Source organism: Mycobacterium noviomagense, from assembly GCF_010731635.1.
GTDB lineage: Bacteria > Actinomycetota > Actinomycetes > Mycobacteriales > Mycobacteriaceae > Mycobacterium > Mycobacterium noviomagense.
Window position 1 is genome coordinate 1831399 of the sequence record NZ_AP022583.1, and the last position, 15314, is coordinate 1846712.

12 protein-coding genes, 2 tRNA genes and 2 pseudogenes are annotated in these 15314 nt (G+C 64.0%); 6 read left to right on the forward strand and 10 right to left on the reverse strand.

Going from position 1 to position 15314, the window contains the following annotated elements; genetic code table 11:
• The first annotated feature begins 71 nt into the window (after nt 1–71).
• On the forward strand, nt 72–497 hold the full coding sequence (locus tag G6N15_RS08395; protein ID WP_083088015.1) for a PH domain-containing protein: 426 nt from the start codon (nt 72–74) through the stop codon (nt 495–497).
• 6 nt (nt 498–503) lie between these two features.
• On the opposite strand, the gene G6N15_RS08400 is transcribed toward G6N15_RS08395, so the two are convergent.
• Nucleotides 504–1052, reverse strand: a complete 549-nt coding sequence (locus G6N15_RS08400) for a peptidylprolyl isomerase (RefSeq protein WP_083088018.1) — start codon at nt 1050–1052, stop codon at nt 504–506.
• A 152-nt stretch (nt 1053–1204) separates the two neighbouring features.
• Here G6N15_RS08400 and cwsA point away from each other — a divergent pair, with 152 nt between their 5' ends.
• The 3 genes and pseudogenes from cwsA to G6N15_RS23145 all read left to right on the forward strand — a co-directional run bounded on the left by cwsA (nt 1205) and on the right by G6N15_RS23145 (nt 2892).
• Nucleotides 1205–1636, forward strand: coding sequence for a cell wall synthesis protein CwsA (gene cwsA / locus G6N15_RS08405; protein ID WP_083088021.1), 432 nt, complete (start codon nt 1205–1207; stop codon nt 1634–1636).
• Between the two features lie 117 nt (nt 1637–1753).
• Nucleotides 1754–2392 (forward strand): annotated as a pseudogene (locus G6N15_RS08410) (helix-turn-helix domain-containing protein); the annotation flags it as partial.
• 80 nt (nt 2393–2472) lie between these two features.
• A complete protein-coding gene (locus G6N15_RS23145) occupies nt 2473–2892 on the forward strand; it encodes a transposase (RefSeq protein WP_232070438.1) in 420 nt (139 codons plus the stop codon).
• Between the two features lie 268 nt (nt 2893–3160).
• On the opposite strand, the gene G6N15_RS08415 is transcribed toward G6N15_RS23145, so the two are convergent.
• A complete protein-coding gene (locus G6N15_RS08415; RefSeq protein WP_163748002.1) occupies nt 3161–4018 on the reverse strand; it encodes a DNA-processing protein DprA in 858 nt (285 codons plus the stop codon).
• Between the two features lie 236 nt (nt 4019–4254).
• Between G6N15_RS08415 and G6N15_RS08420 the strand changes: the two genes are divergently transcribed.
• Nucleotides 4255–4971 (forward strand): phosphoribosyltransferase family protein, encoded by a 717-nt coding sequence (locus tag G6N15_RS08420; RefSeq protein WP_232070439.1) that lies wholly within the window; start codon nt 4255–4257, stop codon nt 4969–4971.
• Here G6N15_RS08420 and G6N15_RS08425 read toward each other — a convergent pair.
• On the reverse strand, nt 4968–5285 hold the full coding sequence (locus G6N15_RS08425; RefSeq protein WP_083088026.1) for a hypothetical protein: 318 nt from the start codon (nt 5283–5285) through the stop codon (nt 4968–4970). The genes G6N15_RS08420 and G6N15_RS08425 overlap by 4 nt on opposite strands.
• 664 nt (nt 5286–5949) lie before the next feature.
• Between G6N15_RS08425 and G6N15_RS23775 the strand changes: the two are divergent.
• Nucleotides 5950–6003: pseudogene (locus G6N15_RS23775) on the forward strand (excalibur calcium-binding domain-containing protein); the annotation flags it as partial.
• A gap of 155 nt (nt 6004–6158) precedes the next feature.
• Here G6N15_RS23775 and G6N15_RS08435 read toward each other — a convergent pair.
• The 7 genes from G6N15_RS08435 to recF all read right to left on the reverse strand — a co-directional run bounded on the left by G6N15_RS08435 (nt 6159) and on the right by recF (nt 15309).
• Nucleotides 6159–6231, reverse strand: a tRNA-Ala gene (locus G6N15_RS08435).
• 136 nt (nt 6232–6367) lie between these two features.
• Nucleotides 6368–6444, reverse strand: a tRNA-Ile gene (locus G6N15_RS08440).
• A 57-nt stretch (nt 6445–6501) separates the two neighbouring features.
• Nucleotides 6502–7422, reverse strand: coding sequence for a DUF3566 domain-containing protein (locus tag G6N15_RS08445; protein ID WP_083088030.1), 921 nt, complete (start codon nt 7420–7422; stop codon nt 6502–6504).
• A gap of 134 nt (nt 7423–7556) precedes the next feature.
• The gene (gyrA, locus tag G6N15_RS08450) at nt 7557–11315 is read right to left on the reverse strand and encodes an intein-containing DNA gyrase subunit A (protein ID WP_083088031.1); all 3759 of its coding nucleotides are present in this window, start codon (nt 11313–11315) and stop codon (nt 7557–7559) included.
• A gap of 37 nt (nt 11316–11352) precedes the next feature.
• Nucleotides 11353–13380, reverse strand: a complete 2028-nt coding sequence (gene gyrB / locus G6N15_RS08455; RefSeq protein WP_083088032.1) for a DNA topoisomerase (ATP-hydrolyzing) subunit B — start codon at nt 13378–13380, stop codon at nt 11353–11355.
• Between the two features lie 235 nt (nt 13381–13615).
• Nucleotides 13616–14164: a DUF721 family protein gene (locus G6N15_RS08460; RefSeq protein WP_083088033.1), complete on the reverse strand. Its 549-nt coding sequence runs from the start codon at nt 14162–14164 to the stop codon at nt 13616–13618.
• Nucleotides 14161–15309, reverse strand: coding sequence for a DNA replication/repair protein RecF (recF, locus tag G6N15_RS08465; RefSeq protein ID WP_083088034.1), 1149 nt, complete (start codon nt 15307–15309; stop codon nt 14161–14163). Before recF ends, G6N15_RS08460 begins: the two co-directional genes overlap by 4 nt.
• Nucleotides 15310–15314 lie beyond the last annotated feature (5 nt).

Below are 15314 nucleotides of genomic sequence, written 5' to 3' on the forward strand. Positions count from 1 at the left end.
TGATTCATCCCCATTGTTGATAGCGCTTGTGGATAACCGCATCGGCTATGGTGAGAGGGTCTAGGGGACGCGTGCAGCAAACTGAATGGGCGCCGCGGACGGCCGGAATCGCTGGTTATGGTGGCGCTGGCGTGTTGATGGCTATCGGCTGTGTGACACTGGTCACAGACCTCCCCGGCAGGATATTCACAGGTATTGCCGCGGCGGGTCTGATCTTGTTTGCGGTCGTCTCCTGGCGCGCACGCCCGCGGCTGGCAATCGCCCCGGACGGCCTCGTCGTCCGCGGCTGGTGGCGAACGCAGCTATTGCGCCGGCCCCAGGTCAAGATCATCCGGATCGTGGAGTTCCGTCGCATCGGGCGCAAACTCCGGCTCTTGGAGATCGAGACGGACGACGATCAGTTGCGCATCTTCTCCCGCTGGGATCTGGGCACCGATCCGCTGGAGGTGCTCGACGCGCTGACCGACGCCGGTTACGCCGGACCGGAAGTCACCTGAGCCGCGTCACGCGATGGTGACCGATTCGATGACGACCGCCTGGGTCGGCCGGTCGTTGCCGTCGGTGGCCGTGTTGGCGATCGCGTCGACCACCTTCTGAGACTCGGGGTCCACCACTTCGCCGAAGATGGTGTGCCGCCGGTTCAGGTGCGGTGTGCGGTCGACGGTGATGAAGAACTGCGAGCCGTTGGTGCCGGGGCCGGCGTTGGCCATCGCCAGCAGGTAGGGCCGGTCGAACTGCAGCTCGGGGTGAAACTCGTCGGCGAACTTGTAGCCCGGACCGCCGCGACCGGTGCCGGTTGGGTCACCGCCCTGGATCATGAAGCCCTTGATCACCCGGTGGAAGACCGCCCCGTCGTAGAACGGGCCCGACGTCCCGCCGGATGCGTTCTGGCTCGAGTACTCCTTGGTGCCTTGCGCCAGGCCCACGAAGTTGGCGACGGTCTTGGGAGCGTGGTTGCCGAACAGGGCGATTTTGATGTCACCACGGTTGGTGTGCAGCGTGGCCGTGGCGGTCTGAATGGGACTGGTAGTCACGACATCCGAGTCTGCCATTAGCGTTCGGGGCACCCGCACCGGGTCCCGCAAGCCGCAGTGACACCGGCGGCTGCGGCACAACACGCGCAGCCGACCGCATTCGACGCGCAGACGCCGCGATGGTGGCAGTCTGAGGAGGTTCGGACGCACGGTCGACAGAAAGGGGCGTGATGAGCCTGAAGACGGCAACCCGGTTGACCCCGCGACAACGGCTGACCCGCGGCCTGACATACACGGCTGTCGGGCCGGTGGATGTCACCCGAGGTGTCGTCGGGCTGGGTCTGCACTCCGCTGCGTCGGGCGCGGCCAACGTGCGCAGGCGTTACCGGGAGGGCAGGCTGGCGCGTGAACTGGCGACCGCCCAAGAGACCATCGCCCAAGAACTGGCCGCCGCTCAACAGGTGGTGTCCGGGCTGCCCGCCGCCCTGCAGCAGGCGCGGCGGTCTCAGCGCCGCAGCAGGCGTCCCTGGGTTATCGCGGGAATCGCCGCGGCCGCCGGGCTCGCCGCCGGGGCGGTCGCTTTCTCGGTGGTTCGCCGCCGTTCGTCGCGTTCGGAGCCGTCGCCGCGACCGCCGAGCGTCGATGTGCAACCCAAGCCGTGACCAGTTGCCGCGCTTGAGATCTCGCGTTGCGGAGCCTAGGGTGTCTGAGTTCACGACATCGTTCACAGCTGTCTCGGGACATCGTTCACACCCGAAGACAAGGGTTGAGCGATGGGAATGTCGCAGCTGGTGGTCACGGCCGTACTGGTCGAGGGGCGAAGTAAAAGTGAGGTTGCGCGCGACTACGGGGTTTCTCGACGGTGGGTGATCACCCTCGTCGAGCGCTACCTCGCCGAGGGCGATGCGGGCCTGCAACCACGCCCACGCAGGCCGCTTCATAGTCCCAACCGCACCGGCAAAGACATCGAAGACTCGATTGTCGCGTTACGCAAAGAACTGGAACGCGATGGGCATGAGGCCGGCGCGGCGACGATCGCGTTTCACCTTCAGCAACGCCACGGTGTCAGCCCCGCGGTGTCGACGATCTGGCGGATCCTGTCAGCCCGCGGCTTTGTCACCCCTCAACCGCACAAACGCCCCAAAAGCAGCTATATCCGCTTCCAGGCCGAGCAACCCAACGAACGCTGGCAATCCGACATCACCCACTGGCAACTAGCCGACCGCACTGACGTTGAGATCCTCAACATCCTCGACGATCACTCCCGGCTATGCGTGGGCAGCGACGCCCGACTGGTGTTCAAGGCCCGCGACATCAACAACAGCTTCGACCAAGCCGTTGCCGCCTACGGCAATCCGGCCAGCCTGCTTAGCGACAACGGCGCGGTTTTCACCGGCCGCTACCGCGGCACCGGTCGCGTCGCCCTAGAAGTCACCCTGCATGCCCGCGGCATCAGCTTTCGCCACTGCCGCCCCTACATCCACAGACCTGCGGCAAGATCGAACGCTTCCACCAAACCCTCAAAAAGTGGCTCGCCCATCAGCCCCGAGCCACAACCCTCACCGAACTACAAACCCAGCTCGACACCTTCCGCGCCTACTACAACACCGTGCGCCCACACCGCGCACTAGGACGCCGCACCCCGCAGCAGGCTCACGCGACCCAAAGCAACTCCGACCGGCAGCCCACTGCACGCCGGCAACTACCGCATTCGCCACGACCGCATCGACAGCAACGGCAAGCTCACCATGCGCCACAACAGCCGCCTACACCACATAGGAGCCGCAGACACGCCGGCACTAACGTCTTGGTCCCAATTCACGACCGACACATCCGGGTCGCGACCACCGACGGAAAACTACTGCGCGAGCTTCACCTCGACCCGACCAAGGACTACCAACCACAACCAAAACCGTGAACGATGTCCCAAGACACATGTGCACGATGTCCCGAGACATCGCAACTGTGGAGCCTAGTGGAGCCTAGGGGATTCGAACCCCTGACTTCTGCTTTGCAAAGGGGAACCTGGACCGTGGATCACGGACGTATCTGCGATCTGACCTGCGGGACACAGCAGAGTACTTCACAGCAGTGATGATCTGTAACTGTGGGCAGATTGTGGTCACCATGTGGCCACTTTCACGCCGTGGAACCTAGTTGCGTCTGGCGCCGCACCGGGCGCCGTATCACATTAAGGTGAGCTGTCTGGAATCGTCCCCATCGATACCATCGATAGCCGCCTCGAGATGATTCCGGCTACGAATGACCTTGGCGCCGTTGTCTATCAAAAGCTTATTGCCGGCAGGGGCATCGAAAAGCTGGAGGGTCCACACGGTCTGACCGCGCTGTAGAGCGTATTCACCCGCGGCCAGTGTTCCACCGGTCTCACCTGCTTCTACGACCACGAGCGCTTGGCTCAAGCCGGAGATCACGGTGTTGCGAACCATTGCACCGGAAGCGAACCATTTCTGATCGGGGGCGAACTGGGAAACCACCGCTACTCTTTGTGGGTCCCAGAGCTTTTGAAACTCACCTCGCCGGATGCGGAATCGGTTGATGCCTTCGGGGAGCACGATGACAGTCGTGCCTCCGCTCGCGAGCGCTGCTGAATGAGCCGCCGAATCGACGCCCTTTGCGTATCCAGATACCACGGTGTATCCGCGACGAGACACCGCGTCTGCGCATGCATGTGCCGCGCGTAAACCTTCGGAACTCGCATGCCGTGAACCGCACATGCCAATCGCGGGCTGTTCAAGCAATTCAAGTGGGCCTTTGACAAAAAGGGCGGCGGGCGCCTGCGGCGATAACGCGAGACGCTTTGGATAGCCGTCCTGGCCAAGAAGGACGGCATCGATTCCACTGTCCGTTAGCTCGGCGGCTTGATCCTCGACTCGCTGACGGTCTTCAGTCCCAAGCGCTTCGGTGACATCTTCGAACGCTTGCATGCGAATTGCCCGCACCCGTGAGGCGATTGTCCGTTGCCCACCGCCGAATCTGGTCGCGGCTATCGCATACCGCAGCCGTGCCAGAGCATCGGTACCCATCGCCTCACCTCCAGACATCCGCAATCTATAGAACGTTTGTTCGAATGCTGCCACGGGCCGGCGTGTCACATGCCCCATTTGTCGGAATTACCAGGGACGATATAGCACGAAAATACGTCCGAGCAGGGTAGATGGTAATAAGAGATTTGTCCCAAAGCGGCCCCAGCAACCGGGGCGGCTCCTACGTCACTGATTACAGCCACCAGCGGATGCCATCCGGCGGACACAGGTTGACAGTGACGGGTCCAGAAGACGCCATCAAACAAGTCATGCTGACGGATCACAGCTACACGCGAAGTGGTGTTTTCATTAATGTTCACCATCTGGACGGTGCGGGCCCCGCTCCGACGGCTGGGACGTCTGCTCTCCTGGAGTTGCTGCGCGGTGCCGTGATTGTCCCTTGCGGAGATTCGGTCGACTTCGCCATAGCACTGGATTGGTACAACAAGATCGTTGACGACAAACTTGGTCCACATACGGATCTCGCTGATCTCGTACACCGTGCCAAGTATTGGTATCGGGCCGATCCCGAGAGGCAGCGGGTGCTCGGTCTAGCGATCGCCGAGGAGATAACCGAGTTCGTCGCGCATCACCCTCTCCTGAAGGACGTCGACGCGATTGCATCCGTACCAGGGCACGATGCAAAGGTGGCGAGCTTTGGCGCCCGTCTTGCTGCAACAGTTGCCCGTGACCGCGGCGGTGTCCCGATTGTGCGCTGCGAGTCGCTACAGGCATTCCGCGCGCCGGCCAAGACCATTCCGCCGGCGGATCGCGCAGCGGCACTTGAGGGCCAATTTCGTTGTCCCGTGGACATTTCAGGACAGCACGTGCTGATCGTCGATGACGTGTACACCAGCGGGGCAACGGCTGAGGAAACCGCGCGGGCGCTTCGCGCGGCTGGCGCGACAGCCGTAGCATGCCTGGCGGCCGTCCGAACAATGAAGTCGGGCTAGAACGCCCAGTCGTCGTCTTCCGGACGGGGCACACCTGGAACACGCGCCTGGTCTAACATTTTTGCGGCACCGTCAGCCGCGATCCTGACGAGCGCCGAATCTGCATCGAGGCGCTCCGCAGATAGCTCTTGTGTGACACGGGCGAGTTCAAGTAGGTCCGTATCGGACCATGCGCGACCGAGTTCTGACAGCCGAGCTGCCGCCGCCGCCAGGGTCTCTTGCCAATCGGTCACGACGACCTCGTTGACGAGGAAGGACTCGAGCACGTCACGGATGTCGACGATCGGCTCGAACAACAGGGCGGGTTCGCGCATACTCTGTTCCTAATGAATATTTTTAGTGAGTATCTGGATGATATTGCCTAAATACAAAGCAGCGACTTAGGCGCGCCGAGCGAGGTGATATGTCGGATAAGCAGGGCGTACTGATCGACGCGAACGCGCTTGCCTCGAGAACCGTTACCAAACCGGCTGCGTTCAGCTGGCCCTTCCCGGCCGACCGACGCCTCGACCAACTAGTCGAGATCGCAAACGGCGCGGGTGCAAATGCCCGACGGAACGAACTAGCGGCCGCCATAATTGCAGCGGCGCCGACAGATCCAGACGAGCTGCTTCAGATGGTCATAGCCTGGCGTAAGTCTCGCGTCCGCGAGGTCGTGCTTGGGGTCGACGCTGCGGCGCAGGTTGTCGATATGCCCCGACACCCGCCTGGCCGACGGCGCGTTGATGCGGGCTAGCCGCGGGAAGCGCCGAACAGGTATGGGCGCGCCGCGGTTCCGCGGCATAGCGTCAGCCCGCAGCGCGTCGACCTCTTCGCTTCTTTCCATGCCTGGTTGGACGTGATGCGACTGCCAAGGGTTCCAAATGGTGCCGAGCTGAGGGGCTCAACCCCGACGACCCCGCCGTCATCATGGCGATAGACCTTGTCCGATGGGAACTTCGCTCATCTCGAATAACCGCGCGGACACAGAGTTGACCGCGCTTCGATTTATCGGAACTTGACCGCGACGGCGATAGCGTGGCCTGCGAATAATGTGTCATGCCCTTTAGGACGACGGAGTGCCTTGCGCAGAGTTGGTTCGACAACATAGTTGGCGCAACGAATAGAAAAACCCCGGCCGATGGCCGGGGAATCTGTAACCAATGACGCGACTCATGTGTAACCCATGACTCGACTCATCACAATTGTGGAGCCTAGGGGATTCGAACCCCTGACTTCTGCCTTGCAAAGGCAGCGCTCTACCAACTGAGCTAAGGCCCCGGGTGGTGACCCGTGGTGTGGTCAGCGGCCACATGCCATACCTCGACGCGGCGTCGGGATCGCATCACCCCCGCCACCACCGTGATCGCGGCGAGCAGCACCGCAAGTCGTACGGCGCGTCGGGATGAACACATGGTGGTGGGCCTAGGAGGACTCGAACCTCCGACCTCTTCGTTATCAGCGAAGCGCTCTAACCGCCTGAGCTATAGGCCCGTACTGACGTGCGGCCGAGCGACGAGATTACCGCAATCGCCGCCCACTCCCCAAAACCTAATCCCGGTCTGCCAGCGTCACCTCGATGCCGCCGATCAGGTCCGTGGTGAGGTTGTAGATGAAAGCGCCGATGGTGGCCCCCGCTGTCAGCAGCACGATGTTGACCAGTCCGATCAGTACCGCGCCGCCGAAGATCGTGCCGCTGGACACCAGCTCGCCGGTACTGCCGCCGTTGGCGTTGGTGAGCAGGTCGCCGACATTGCTGTTGAGCTTGCTCCACACACCCATGCCGCCCAGCACCAGGTAGAGGAACGCCACCGCGATCATCCAGACAAAGAACAGCGCCACCGACAGCACCAGCGACACCTTCAACGTGCTCCAGGGATCGATGCGGCGGATCTGCATGCTGGCCCGGACCGGCCCGCGGGCTCGGCGGGCCACTTGCAGGCGTGGCTCTGCTGCGGTGGACCGGCTCGACGCCGGTGGGTTGGCGGTGTCTGTCGGGTGATCCGAGGCGGGTTGGCGCTGCGCCGGCCGGGGAGCCGGCCTGGACAGGTCGGGCAGCTCGCTGGCATACGCGTCGGCATGGCGCCCGTCGCCGCGCGCCGGCGCGTGTTCGGCATCGTGCTCGGGGGCGCTCGTGTGCTCCGGCCGAGCTGGCGCGGCGTCGGCCCGCTTCTGGGTGAATGCGGCCGGCGCGGCGGTGCCCGTAATGAAGCGGTTCACGCGACCTTCGACCGTGCCTGAATGCCCGCCGGAGCGTGGTTCGGACGACGCCGAGGTTTCGGGCGTCGAACGTTGCGGCGGACGGGGCCGGTCGGGCCGACGCTGCCACGGCGGCACGTTGCCAGTGTCGGTGGCGTGGCCGGGGGCCGGTCGGGGCGCGGATCGGTGTGCGCCGCTGTGCTCAGGTGAACCATTGCGGTCGCCCGGGTTTTCGCCGGGCCCGGAGTGTCCCGGCTCGTTCGGTGAAGTCACCCCCGGCTCCTTACGTCTACACCCGGGCCGCCCGGGCGGTGGTGGCGGTCGCTTACGTGCCGGGTTGAGTGGGACTGCCCGGCTCTGGCCCCGCTAGCGGGGAATACCCACCTCGGGGATCGTATCGTCACAGCCTAGGGACCCGGATCGTCGTCGCTTACTTCGGCTTCTTCGGCATTGCGTGCGATGGCTATCAGTGTGTCGCCCTCACCCAAGTTCATCAACCGCACACCTTTGGTCTGGCGTCCGGCCTTGCGGACCTGCCGCGCCGCCGTCCGGATCACCCCGCCGCCGGAGGTGATGGCGTAGACCTCGGTCTGGTCGTCGACGATCAATGCCCCGACCAGCTTGCCACGCCGCGGGTCGTACTGGATGGTCAGCACTCCCTTGCCGCCGCGCCCTTGGACCGGGTACTCCTCGATCGCGGTGCGCTTGGCGTAGCCCCCGGAGGTGGCGACCAATAAATAGGTGCCTTCGCGGACCACGTTCAGTGACAGCAACCGGTCGTCGGTGTTGAATCGCATGCCCTGCACACCCGAGGTGGCTCGGCCCATCGGCCGCAGCGCGTCGTCGTTGGCCGAGAACCGAATCGACTGACCGTTGGCCGACACCAGCAGCAGGTCGTCGTCGGCCGAACACAGCACCGCGCCAACCAGTTCGTCGCCGTCACGCAGGTTGATTGCGACAATTCCGCCGGAGCGGTTGGAGTCGAACTCGGTGAGCCTGCTCTTCTTGACCAAGCCGTTGCGGGTCGCCAGCACAAGATATGGCGCGTCGGTGTAGCCGCGGATCCGGATGACCTGCGCAATGCGCTCCTCCGGCTGGAACGCCAGCAGGTTCGCGACGTGCTGGCCGCGCGCTGTGCGGGAGGCCTCCGGCAGCTCGTAGGCCTTGGCCCGATACACCCGGCCCTGGCTGGTGAAGAACAGGATCCAGTCGTGCGTGGAGCACACGAAGAAGTGGGCGACGATGTCGTCTTGTTTGAGGCCGGCGCCCTGCACGCCTTTGCCGCCGCGTTTCTGGCTGCGGTACAGGTCGGTCTTGGTGCGCTTGGCGTAGCCGGTTTCGGTGATGGTGACGACGACGTCCTCGCGGGCGATCAGATCTTCGTCGCTGACGTCGCCGTCGGCGGCCACGATCCGGGTGCGACGGTCGTCGCCGTGTTTCTCGACGATCTCGGCCAGCTCGTCGCGCACGATGCCGCGCTGCCGCTCCGGCTTCGCGAGAATGTCCTCCAGGTCGGCGATCTCGGCCTCGATCTTGGCCAGGTCGTCGACGATGCGCTGACGCTCCAGGGCTGCCAGGCGGCGCAACTGCATGTCGAGGATCGCCTGGGCCTGGATCTCGTCGATGTCGAGCAGCTCGATCAGGCCTTGTCGAGCGATGTCGACGGTCTCGGATGCCCGGATCAGCGCGATCACTTCGTCGAGCGCGTCGAGCGCCTTGACCAGCCCGCGCAGGATGTGGGCACGTTCGCTGGCCTTGCGCAACCGGTATCGGGTGCGCCGCACGATCACGTCGAGCTGGTGGTCGACGTAATGGCGGATCAGTTGATCCAGCCGCAGCGTGCGCGGCACCCCGTCGACAATCGCCAACATGTTGGCGCCGAAGCTGGTCTGCAGCTGGGTGTGCTTATAGAGGTTGTTGAGCACGACCTTGGCGACCGCGTCGCGTTTGAGCTCGATGACGATGCGCAGCCCCACCCGGTCGCTGCTCTGGTCTTCGATGTTGGCGATCCCGGAGAGCTTGCCGTCGCGGACCTGTTCGGCGATCGAGGTGATGAAGTTGTCGTGGTTGACCTGGTACGGCAACTCGGTGATGACGAGGCCCGTTCGGCCCCTTGCGATTTCCTCGATCTCGGCCACACCGCGCATCCGGATCGAACCGCGCCCTGTGGTGTACGCCTCGGTGATGCCCTGACTGCCGACGATCAGCCCGGCGGTGGGGAAGTCGGGGCCTTTGACCCGTTCGGTGACCGCGGCCAGCGTCGCTTCTTCGTCGGCGTCGAAGTTCTCCAGACACCAGAACACCGCTTCAGCCAGCTCGCGCAGGTTGTGCGGCGGGATGTTGGTGGCCATGCCGACCGCGATGCCGCCTGAGCCGTTGGCCAGCAGGTTGGGGAACCGGCTGGGCAGTACCGTCGGTTCTTGGACCCGGCCGTCATAGTTAGGGATGAAATCGACTGTCTCCTCGTCGATTTCACGCAGCATCTCCATCGCCAGCGGCGTGAGCCGAGCCTCGGTGTTGTGGCTGACGAAGCCGTTGGTGATGAATGCGTGGTCGTCGGTGTCGACACGCAGGCTGTACACCGGTTGGATGCCGGCGTCGGTAACACTCGCGACCTTGGCGTAGTAGAACCGGCCATCCGTCAGTTCGGTGGCGATCGCACGCACGTCAGGATCGGCGATTCGGTCCAGGATCTGCTTGCCGCCGGTGCGCCAGCGCTGGATGTTGTCGACGTTGTGGCGAATCAGCCAGTCGCGGTCGATCCACCGCCCGCCGCCGTGTTGCCGGATAAATTCGGCGAGGCCGGGCACGTGGTCGCTATCCCGGCCAGCGTGGGGCGGAAAAGCTTCCAAGATGCCGAGCAGTTTCTTCTGTTTTGCGCCACCGAATCCGATTTGTCTTGCAAACAGCTCTGCCTGCGCGCGGTTCGTGATGACGACCTTGTGCTCACCGACGGCGTGCCGGTAGCGGCGCGAAATAACTCCGAACTCGAGCAGCATCTGCTGAACATCGGCTGCAAGCCGCTCGCTGCGTGTCGAATAGGAAACTTGGATTCTGTTGCGTGGCAATACAGAACATGATCCGTCGCCTTCGAACAGCGCCTGCAGAAACACCCGCTTGACGGCGGCCGCCGATTGCCAGAGCCACTCGGGTACGAGCTTCTGGTCGGATCGCTGGCCTGCGAGCTCACCTAGGCGGCTGCGTTTCAGCGCGGTCAGGTTCTGAATATCGAGCTCGTACAGTTGCGAGCCAGACGCAATTTGGCGGCGCGACACATAACGCTGCCCGCCCACGACTGCGTCGTAGGCGGCGACCACCATGCCGAAGTAATCGCGGTCGAGGTTGTTGAAGCCAGCGCGTCTATCTGAGGCAAAGCCCGCGCTGATGGAAGCCCCCAGCAAGAGCGCTTCCAGCGTCGTTTGCCAGTCCGCGGGACCCAACTCGGTCGGCGGCGTTCTTTGCAGCACTACGTAGTCGTCGGCGTGGATCTCTTCGATCAGTCTCCAGAGCAGCGTGGGCACGCCACCGACATCGACCAAGCACAGCAGCGGGTGGTTCGCGGTGCCGGTGACTTCATAGCCCTCGGCCGTACGCACCTTGTACGTCTGGTGCTCGCCCGAGTGCAACAAGCAGTCCGCCGCGACAGGATTGCCATGTCGATCAATGACCTTCAGTTCGACGGGGTTGTCGGAGTTCGGCAGAGCGTCTGGCACCACATCGCCGATCCGAACTGATTGCCCAAAAGGCAAACGCACCAACGCATCTGCAGTAAGGCAGTACCTCATCGCGGCCGGCGGGTCATTGCCGGGGGAGCCGAAGTTGCCCTGACCGTCGACCAGCGGGTAGCGCAGCGACCACGGCTGCGCCATCCGCACCAGGGTGTCGTAGATCGATGCGTCACCGTGCGGGTGGTAGTTGCCCATCGTTTCGGCGACCGACCGGGCGGACTTGGCGTGGCTGCGATCCGGGCGGAAACCCGAGTCGAACATCGCGTAGAGCACCCGACGGTGCACGGGCTTGAGGCCGTCGCGCACTTCGGGCAGCGCACGACCGACGATCACGCTCATCGCGTAATCGATGTAGCTGCGCTGCATCTCCTGCTGGATGTCGACCGGTTCGATCCGCTCGGTGGAATCATCCCCAGGCGGCAGCGTGGTGTCTGTCATCTATTCCTCGTTCACCGATAGGGCTGGCCCCGGCCGCTCAGACGTCAAGGAAGCGAACATCCTTGGCGTTGCGGGTGATAAAGCTGCGCCGGGCGTCGACGTCCTCGCCCATCAGGATGGAGAACAGCTCGTCGGCCGCGGCAGCGTCGTCGAGCGTGACTTGGCGCAACACCCGCACCGCAGGGTCCATCGTGGTTTCCCACAACTCCTTGGCGTCCATTTCACCGAGACCCTTGTAGCGCTGGATGCCGTCGTCCTTGTTGATCTTCTTGCCGGCTTTCAGCCCAGCCTCCAGCAGTCCGTCGCGTTCGCGGTCGGAGTAGGCGAATTCCGGTTCGGCGCGCTGCCATTTCAGCTTGTACAGCGGCGGCTGCGCCAAGAACACGTGACCGTTTTCGATCAGCGGCCGCATGAACCGGAACAGCAACGTCAACAGCAGCGTCGAGATGTGCTGGCCGTCCACATCGGCGTCGGCCATCAACACGATCTTGTGGTAGCGCAACTTGGAAATGTCGAACTCGTCGTGAATCCCGGTACCCAGCGCGGTGATGATCGCCTGCACTTCGGTGTTCTTCAGCACCCGGTCGATGCGGGCCTTCTCGACGTTGATGATCTTGCCGCGCAAGGGAAGAATCGCCTGGAACATCGAGTCCCGGCCGCTCTTGGCCGAACCGCCAGCCGAATCACCTTCCACCACATACAGTTCCGACTTGCGGGGATCGGTGGAGCGGCAGTCGGCCAGCTTGCCCGGCAGCCCGCCGATGTCGGTAGCGGTCTTGCGGCGCACCAGTTCTCGAGCCTTGCGCGCGGCGATCCGTGCCTGCGCCGACGACACCGCTTTGTTGACGACGGTCTTGGCGTCCGACGGGTTGGACTCGAACCAGTGGGTGAGCTGTTCGTTGCATACCTTCTGCACGAACGACTTGATCTCGGTGTTGCCGAGTTTGGTCTTGGTCTGACCCTCGAATTGCGGCTCGGCCACCTTGACCGAGATGACCGCGGCCAAACCTTCTCGGATGTCGTCCCCGGTGAGGTTCGGATCCTTGTCTTTCAACAGCTTTCGGTCTTTGGCGTACTTGTTGACCACCGAGGTCAACGCCGCGCGGAAGCCTTCCTCGTGGGTGCCGCCCTCATGGGTGTTGATGGTGTTGGCGAACGTGTGCACGGACTCGGAGTAGCCGGCGTTCCACTGCATCGCGATCTCGACCTCGTGGCCGTCGCCCTTGCCTTGGAAGTCGACGATGGTGTTGTGGATCGGCTGCTTGGTGCGGTTGATGTGCTTGACGAAGTCGACGAGCCCGCCGGGGTAGTGGAACTCACGCTTTTTGACCTTGTGTGGCGCCGCCTTCTCGGCCGCCCTCTCCTCGGCGGTCTTCGGCGCTTCGGCGGTGTCGCTGACGACCTCGTCGACCACCTCTTCCTCGGACACCCGCTCGTCGGTGAGCGTGATCGTCAGGCCCTTGTTCAGAAACGCCATCTCCTGCAGCCGGCGTGCGACGGTCTCGAAGTCGTACTCGGTGGTCTCGAACACCGTCGGGTCGGCCCAGAACCGCACCGTCGAGCCGGTCTTTGTGGTCTTCGCTCCCTGCTTGAGCGTGCCGGGCACCGAGTGGTCGTAGAACTGGAACCACTCGTAGCCGTCGGTGCAGATCTCTACTTCCAGCCGGGTCGACAGCGCGTTGACCACGGACACCCCGACGCCGTGCAGACCACCCGAGACCGCGTACGCATCCGAGTCGAACTTTCCGCCGGCGTGCAGCTGGGTCATCACCACGTCGACGGTCGGGATGCCCGACGCGTGCATCTCGACCGGAATTCCGCGGCCGTTGTCGGTGACTTCGACACCGCCATCTTCAAGCAACCGCACGTCGACTCGGGTGGCGTAACCGGCCATCGCCTCGTCGACAGCGTTGTCCACAACCTCCCAGATAAGGTGGTGCAGCCCACGCTCGCCGGTGGAGCCGATGTACATGCCCGGCCGTTTGCGCACGGCCTCCAGCCCTTCGAGAATGGTGATGGATTGGGCGCCGTACTTCGCTGGTGCTTTCTTCTTCTGGGCAGCCACGGTCGGAAAGGTCTCCTTGGGGGTCGCATGCGAGCGGTCCAGTCACCGCAGCAGCATCGTGGCTCCAGTCTACCGTTACCGGCCGACAGCACCGATTTTCCCGGGGCGTTTCTACCTATCTGGCCGCGCCGTGTGTTCGCCATCGCGAGTACAGCCGCGTCCTGACGCTCGTGAGGGCGATCACCCTGCTTCTAGCGGCTCTCAGCCCATCATTTTCGGACCGCCGACGCTTGCCTCAGCCGTAGGTGTCGCGCGGGCCTCGGCCGGCGATGTGCAGCGGTCCCTTCCGCCATGACGGCGCCGCCGGTCCCGAAATTTTGAGCGTGGTCACTACGCCGTCGCCGACCGCGGCAGCGATCTTCGCCAGAAGTTGGGCTTGGATGATCCGCAACTGGGTGGCCCAGGCGGTCGATTCCGCTGAGACCTTCAAGACGCCGTCGCTCAGCCCGGTGGGGGTGGCGTGCTCGGCGATCTGTTGGCCCACCACTGATGCCCACTGCCCAAGCACCGTGCCTTCGGCCACCCGCGACGACCAGCCCCGCTTTTTCGCCACATCCCGCGCTACCCGACCGAGTGGCTGCGGGTCCCGACGATCGGGGCCGGGCCCCGACCAACTTCGTCGGCTCCCGGCACCGGCCACCCTGCGCGGAGTCGGCACTGAACGCCCGCGCCCCACATCATGGCCGCGCAGCCGCGCCGCTTCCCGGGCTTCCTCGAGCGTGCGCCGCACCAAGTCCAGATCGGCGGGCCGAACCGGCTCGAGTTCATTGTCATTGTCGGTCATGTCTGCACCACCGAGACTCGTCCACTGTCGTCGTCGCGCAACTGGATCGCCACCTGCCGGGCATCCCACCCCGCCGGGATGTCGTCGGCCACCGCAGCGGTCACCAACACCTGCTCGGCCGACGCCGCGGCGGTTGCCAATGCCCGACGCCGCGCGGTGTCGAGTTCGGCGAACACGTCGTCAAGCAACAACACCGGGTCGCTACCCTCGCCGCGCAACAATTCGTAGGCCGCAAGGCGCAACGCCAATGCCAACGACCACGCTTCTCCGTGGCTGGCAAAACCCTTGGCCGGCTGGTCACCGAGTTGTAACTCCAAGTCGTCACGATGCGGGCCCACCAAACACACGCCGCGTTCCAGCTCAGCATTTCGCCGCTGCGCCAACGCCGACAGCAACGCAGCTTCCAGAAAGCCGGAGTCTACTTGTCCGTCCACGCCCAGATCTACGCTGGCGCGATAACCGATCGAGGCGGCTTTGGGCCCCGGCGCCAACAGCTGGTAGGTCTTCGCAACTTCGGGAACTAGTTCGTTGACCAGGTCGATGCGTGCGGCCATCAGCTCGGCGCCGTGCGCGGCCAGTCGACCGTCCCAAACATCAAGTGTCTCCAGTACGCCCGGATCGCCGCGTTGTCGAGCACCACTCGCCGTCTTCAGCAGCGCGGTGCGCTGGCGCAGCACCTTGTCATAGTCCGCGCGCACCGCCGCGATCCGCGGCCGGCGCAACGTCGCCAGGTCATCAAGGTAGCGACGACGATCCATCGGGTCCCCCCGCACCAACGCCAGATCCTCGGGGGCGAACAACACCACGCGTAACACCCCGACCACTTCCCGGGTGCTGCGCACCGGCGACCGGTTCAACCGCGCCTTGTTGGCCCGCCCGGACGCGATCTCCACGTCGACCGCACATTCGCGGCCCTCGTTGACCACTATCGTCGAGATCACTGCTCGAGGCGCACCACTTCGCACCAGCGGGGCGTCCGTGGCTACCCGGTGCGAAGCCAACGTCGACGAATACCACAGCGCCTCAATGAGATTCGTCTTGCCATACCCGTTGGGACCGACAAAAACTGTGCGCCCCGGCTGCAATTCCAGCTCCGCGCGGGCCCACGACCGGAAGTCGCGCAATCCCAAATACCGGACGAACACTGCTG

Excerpts from the sequence above, each read along its gene's own strand:
- G6N15_RS08460 (WP_083088033.1), bottom strand. The coding sequence starts at position 14,164 with ATGACCGACAATGACAATGAACTCGAGCCGGTTCGGCCCGCCGATCTG.
- cwsA (WP_083088021.1), top strand. The coding sequence starts at position 1,205 with ATGAGCCTGAAGACGGCAACCCGGTTGACCCCGCGACAACGGCTGACC.
- gyrA (WP_083088031.1), bottom strand. The coding sequence starts at position 11,315 with ATGACAGACACCACGCTGCCGCCTGGGGATGATTCCACCGAGCGGATC.
- G6N15_RS08415 (WP_163748002.1), bottom strand. The coding sequence starts at position 4,018 with ATGGGTACCGATGCTCTGGCACGGCTGCGGTATGCGATAGCCGCGACC.
- G6N15_RS08425 (WP_083088026.1), bottom strand. The coding sequence starts at position 5,285 with ATGCGCGAACCCGCCCTGTTGTTCGAGCCGATCGTCGACATCCGTGAC.
- G6N15_RS08400 (WP_083088018.1), bottom strand. The coding sequence starts at position 1,052 with ATGGCAGACTCGGATGTCGTGACTACCAGTCCCATTCAGACCGCCACG.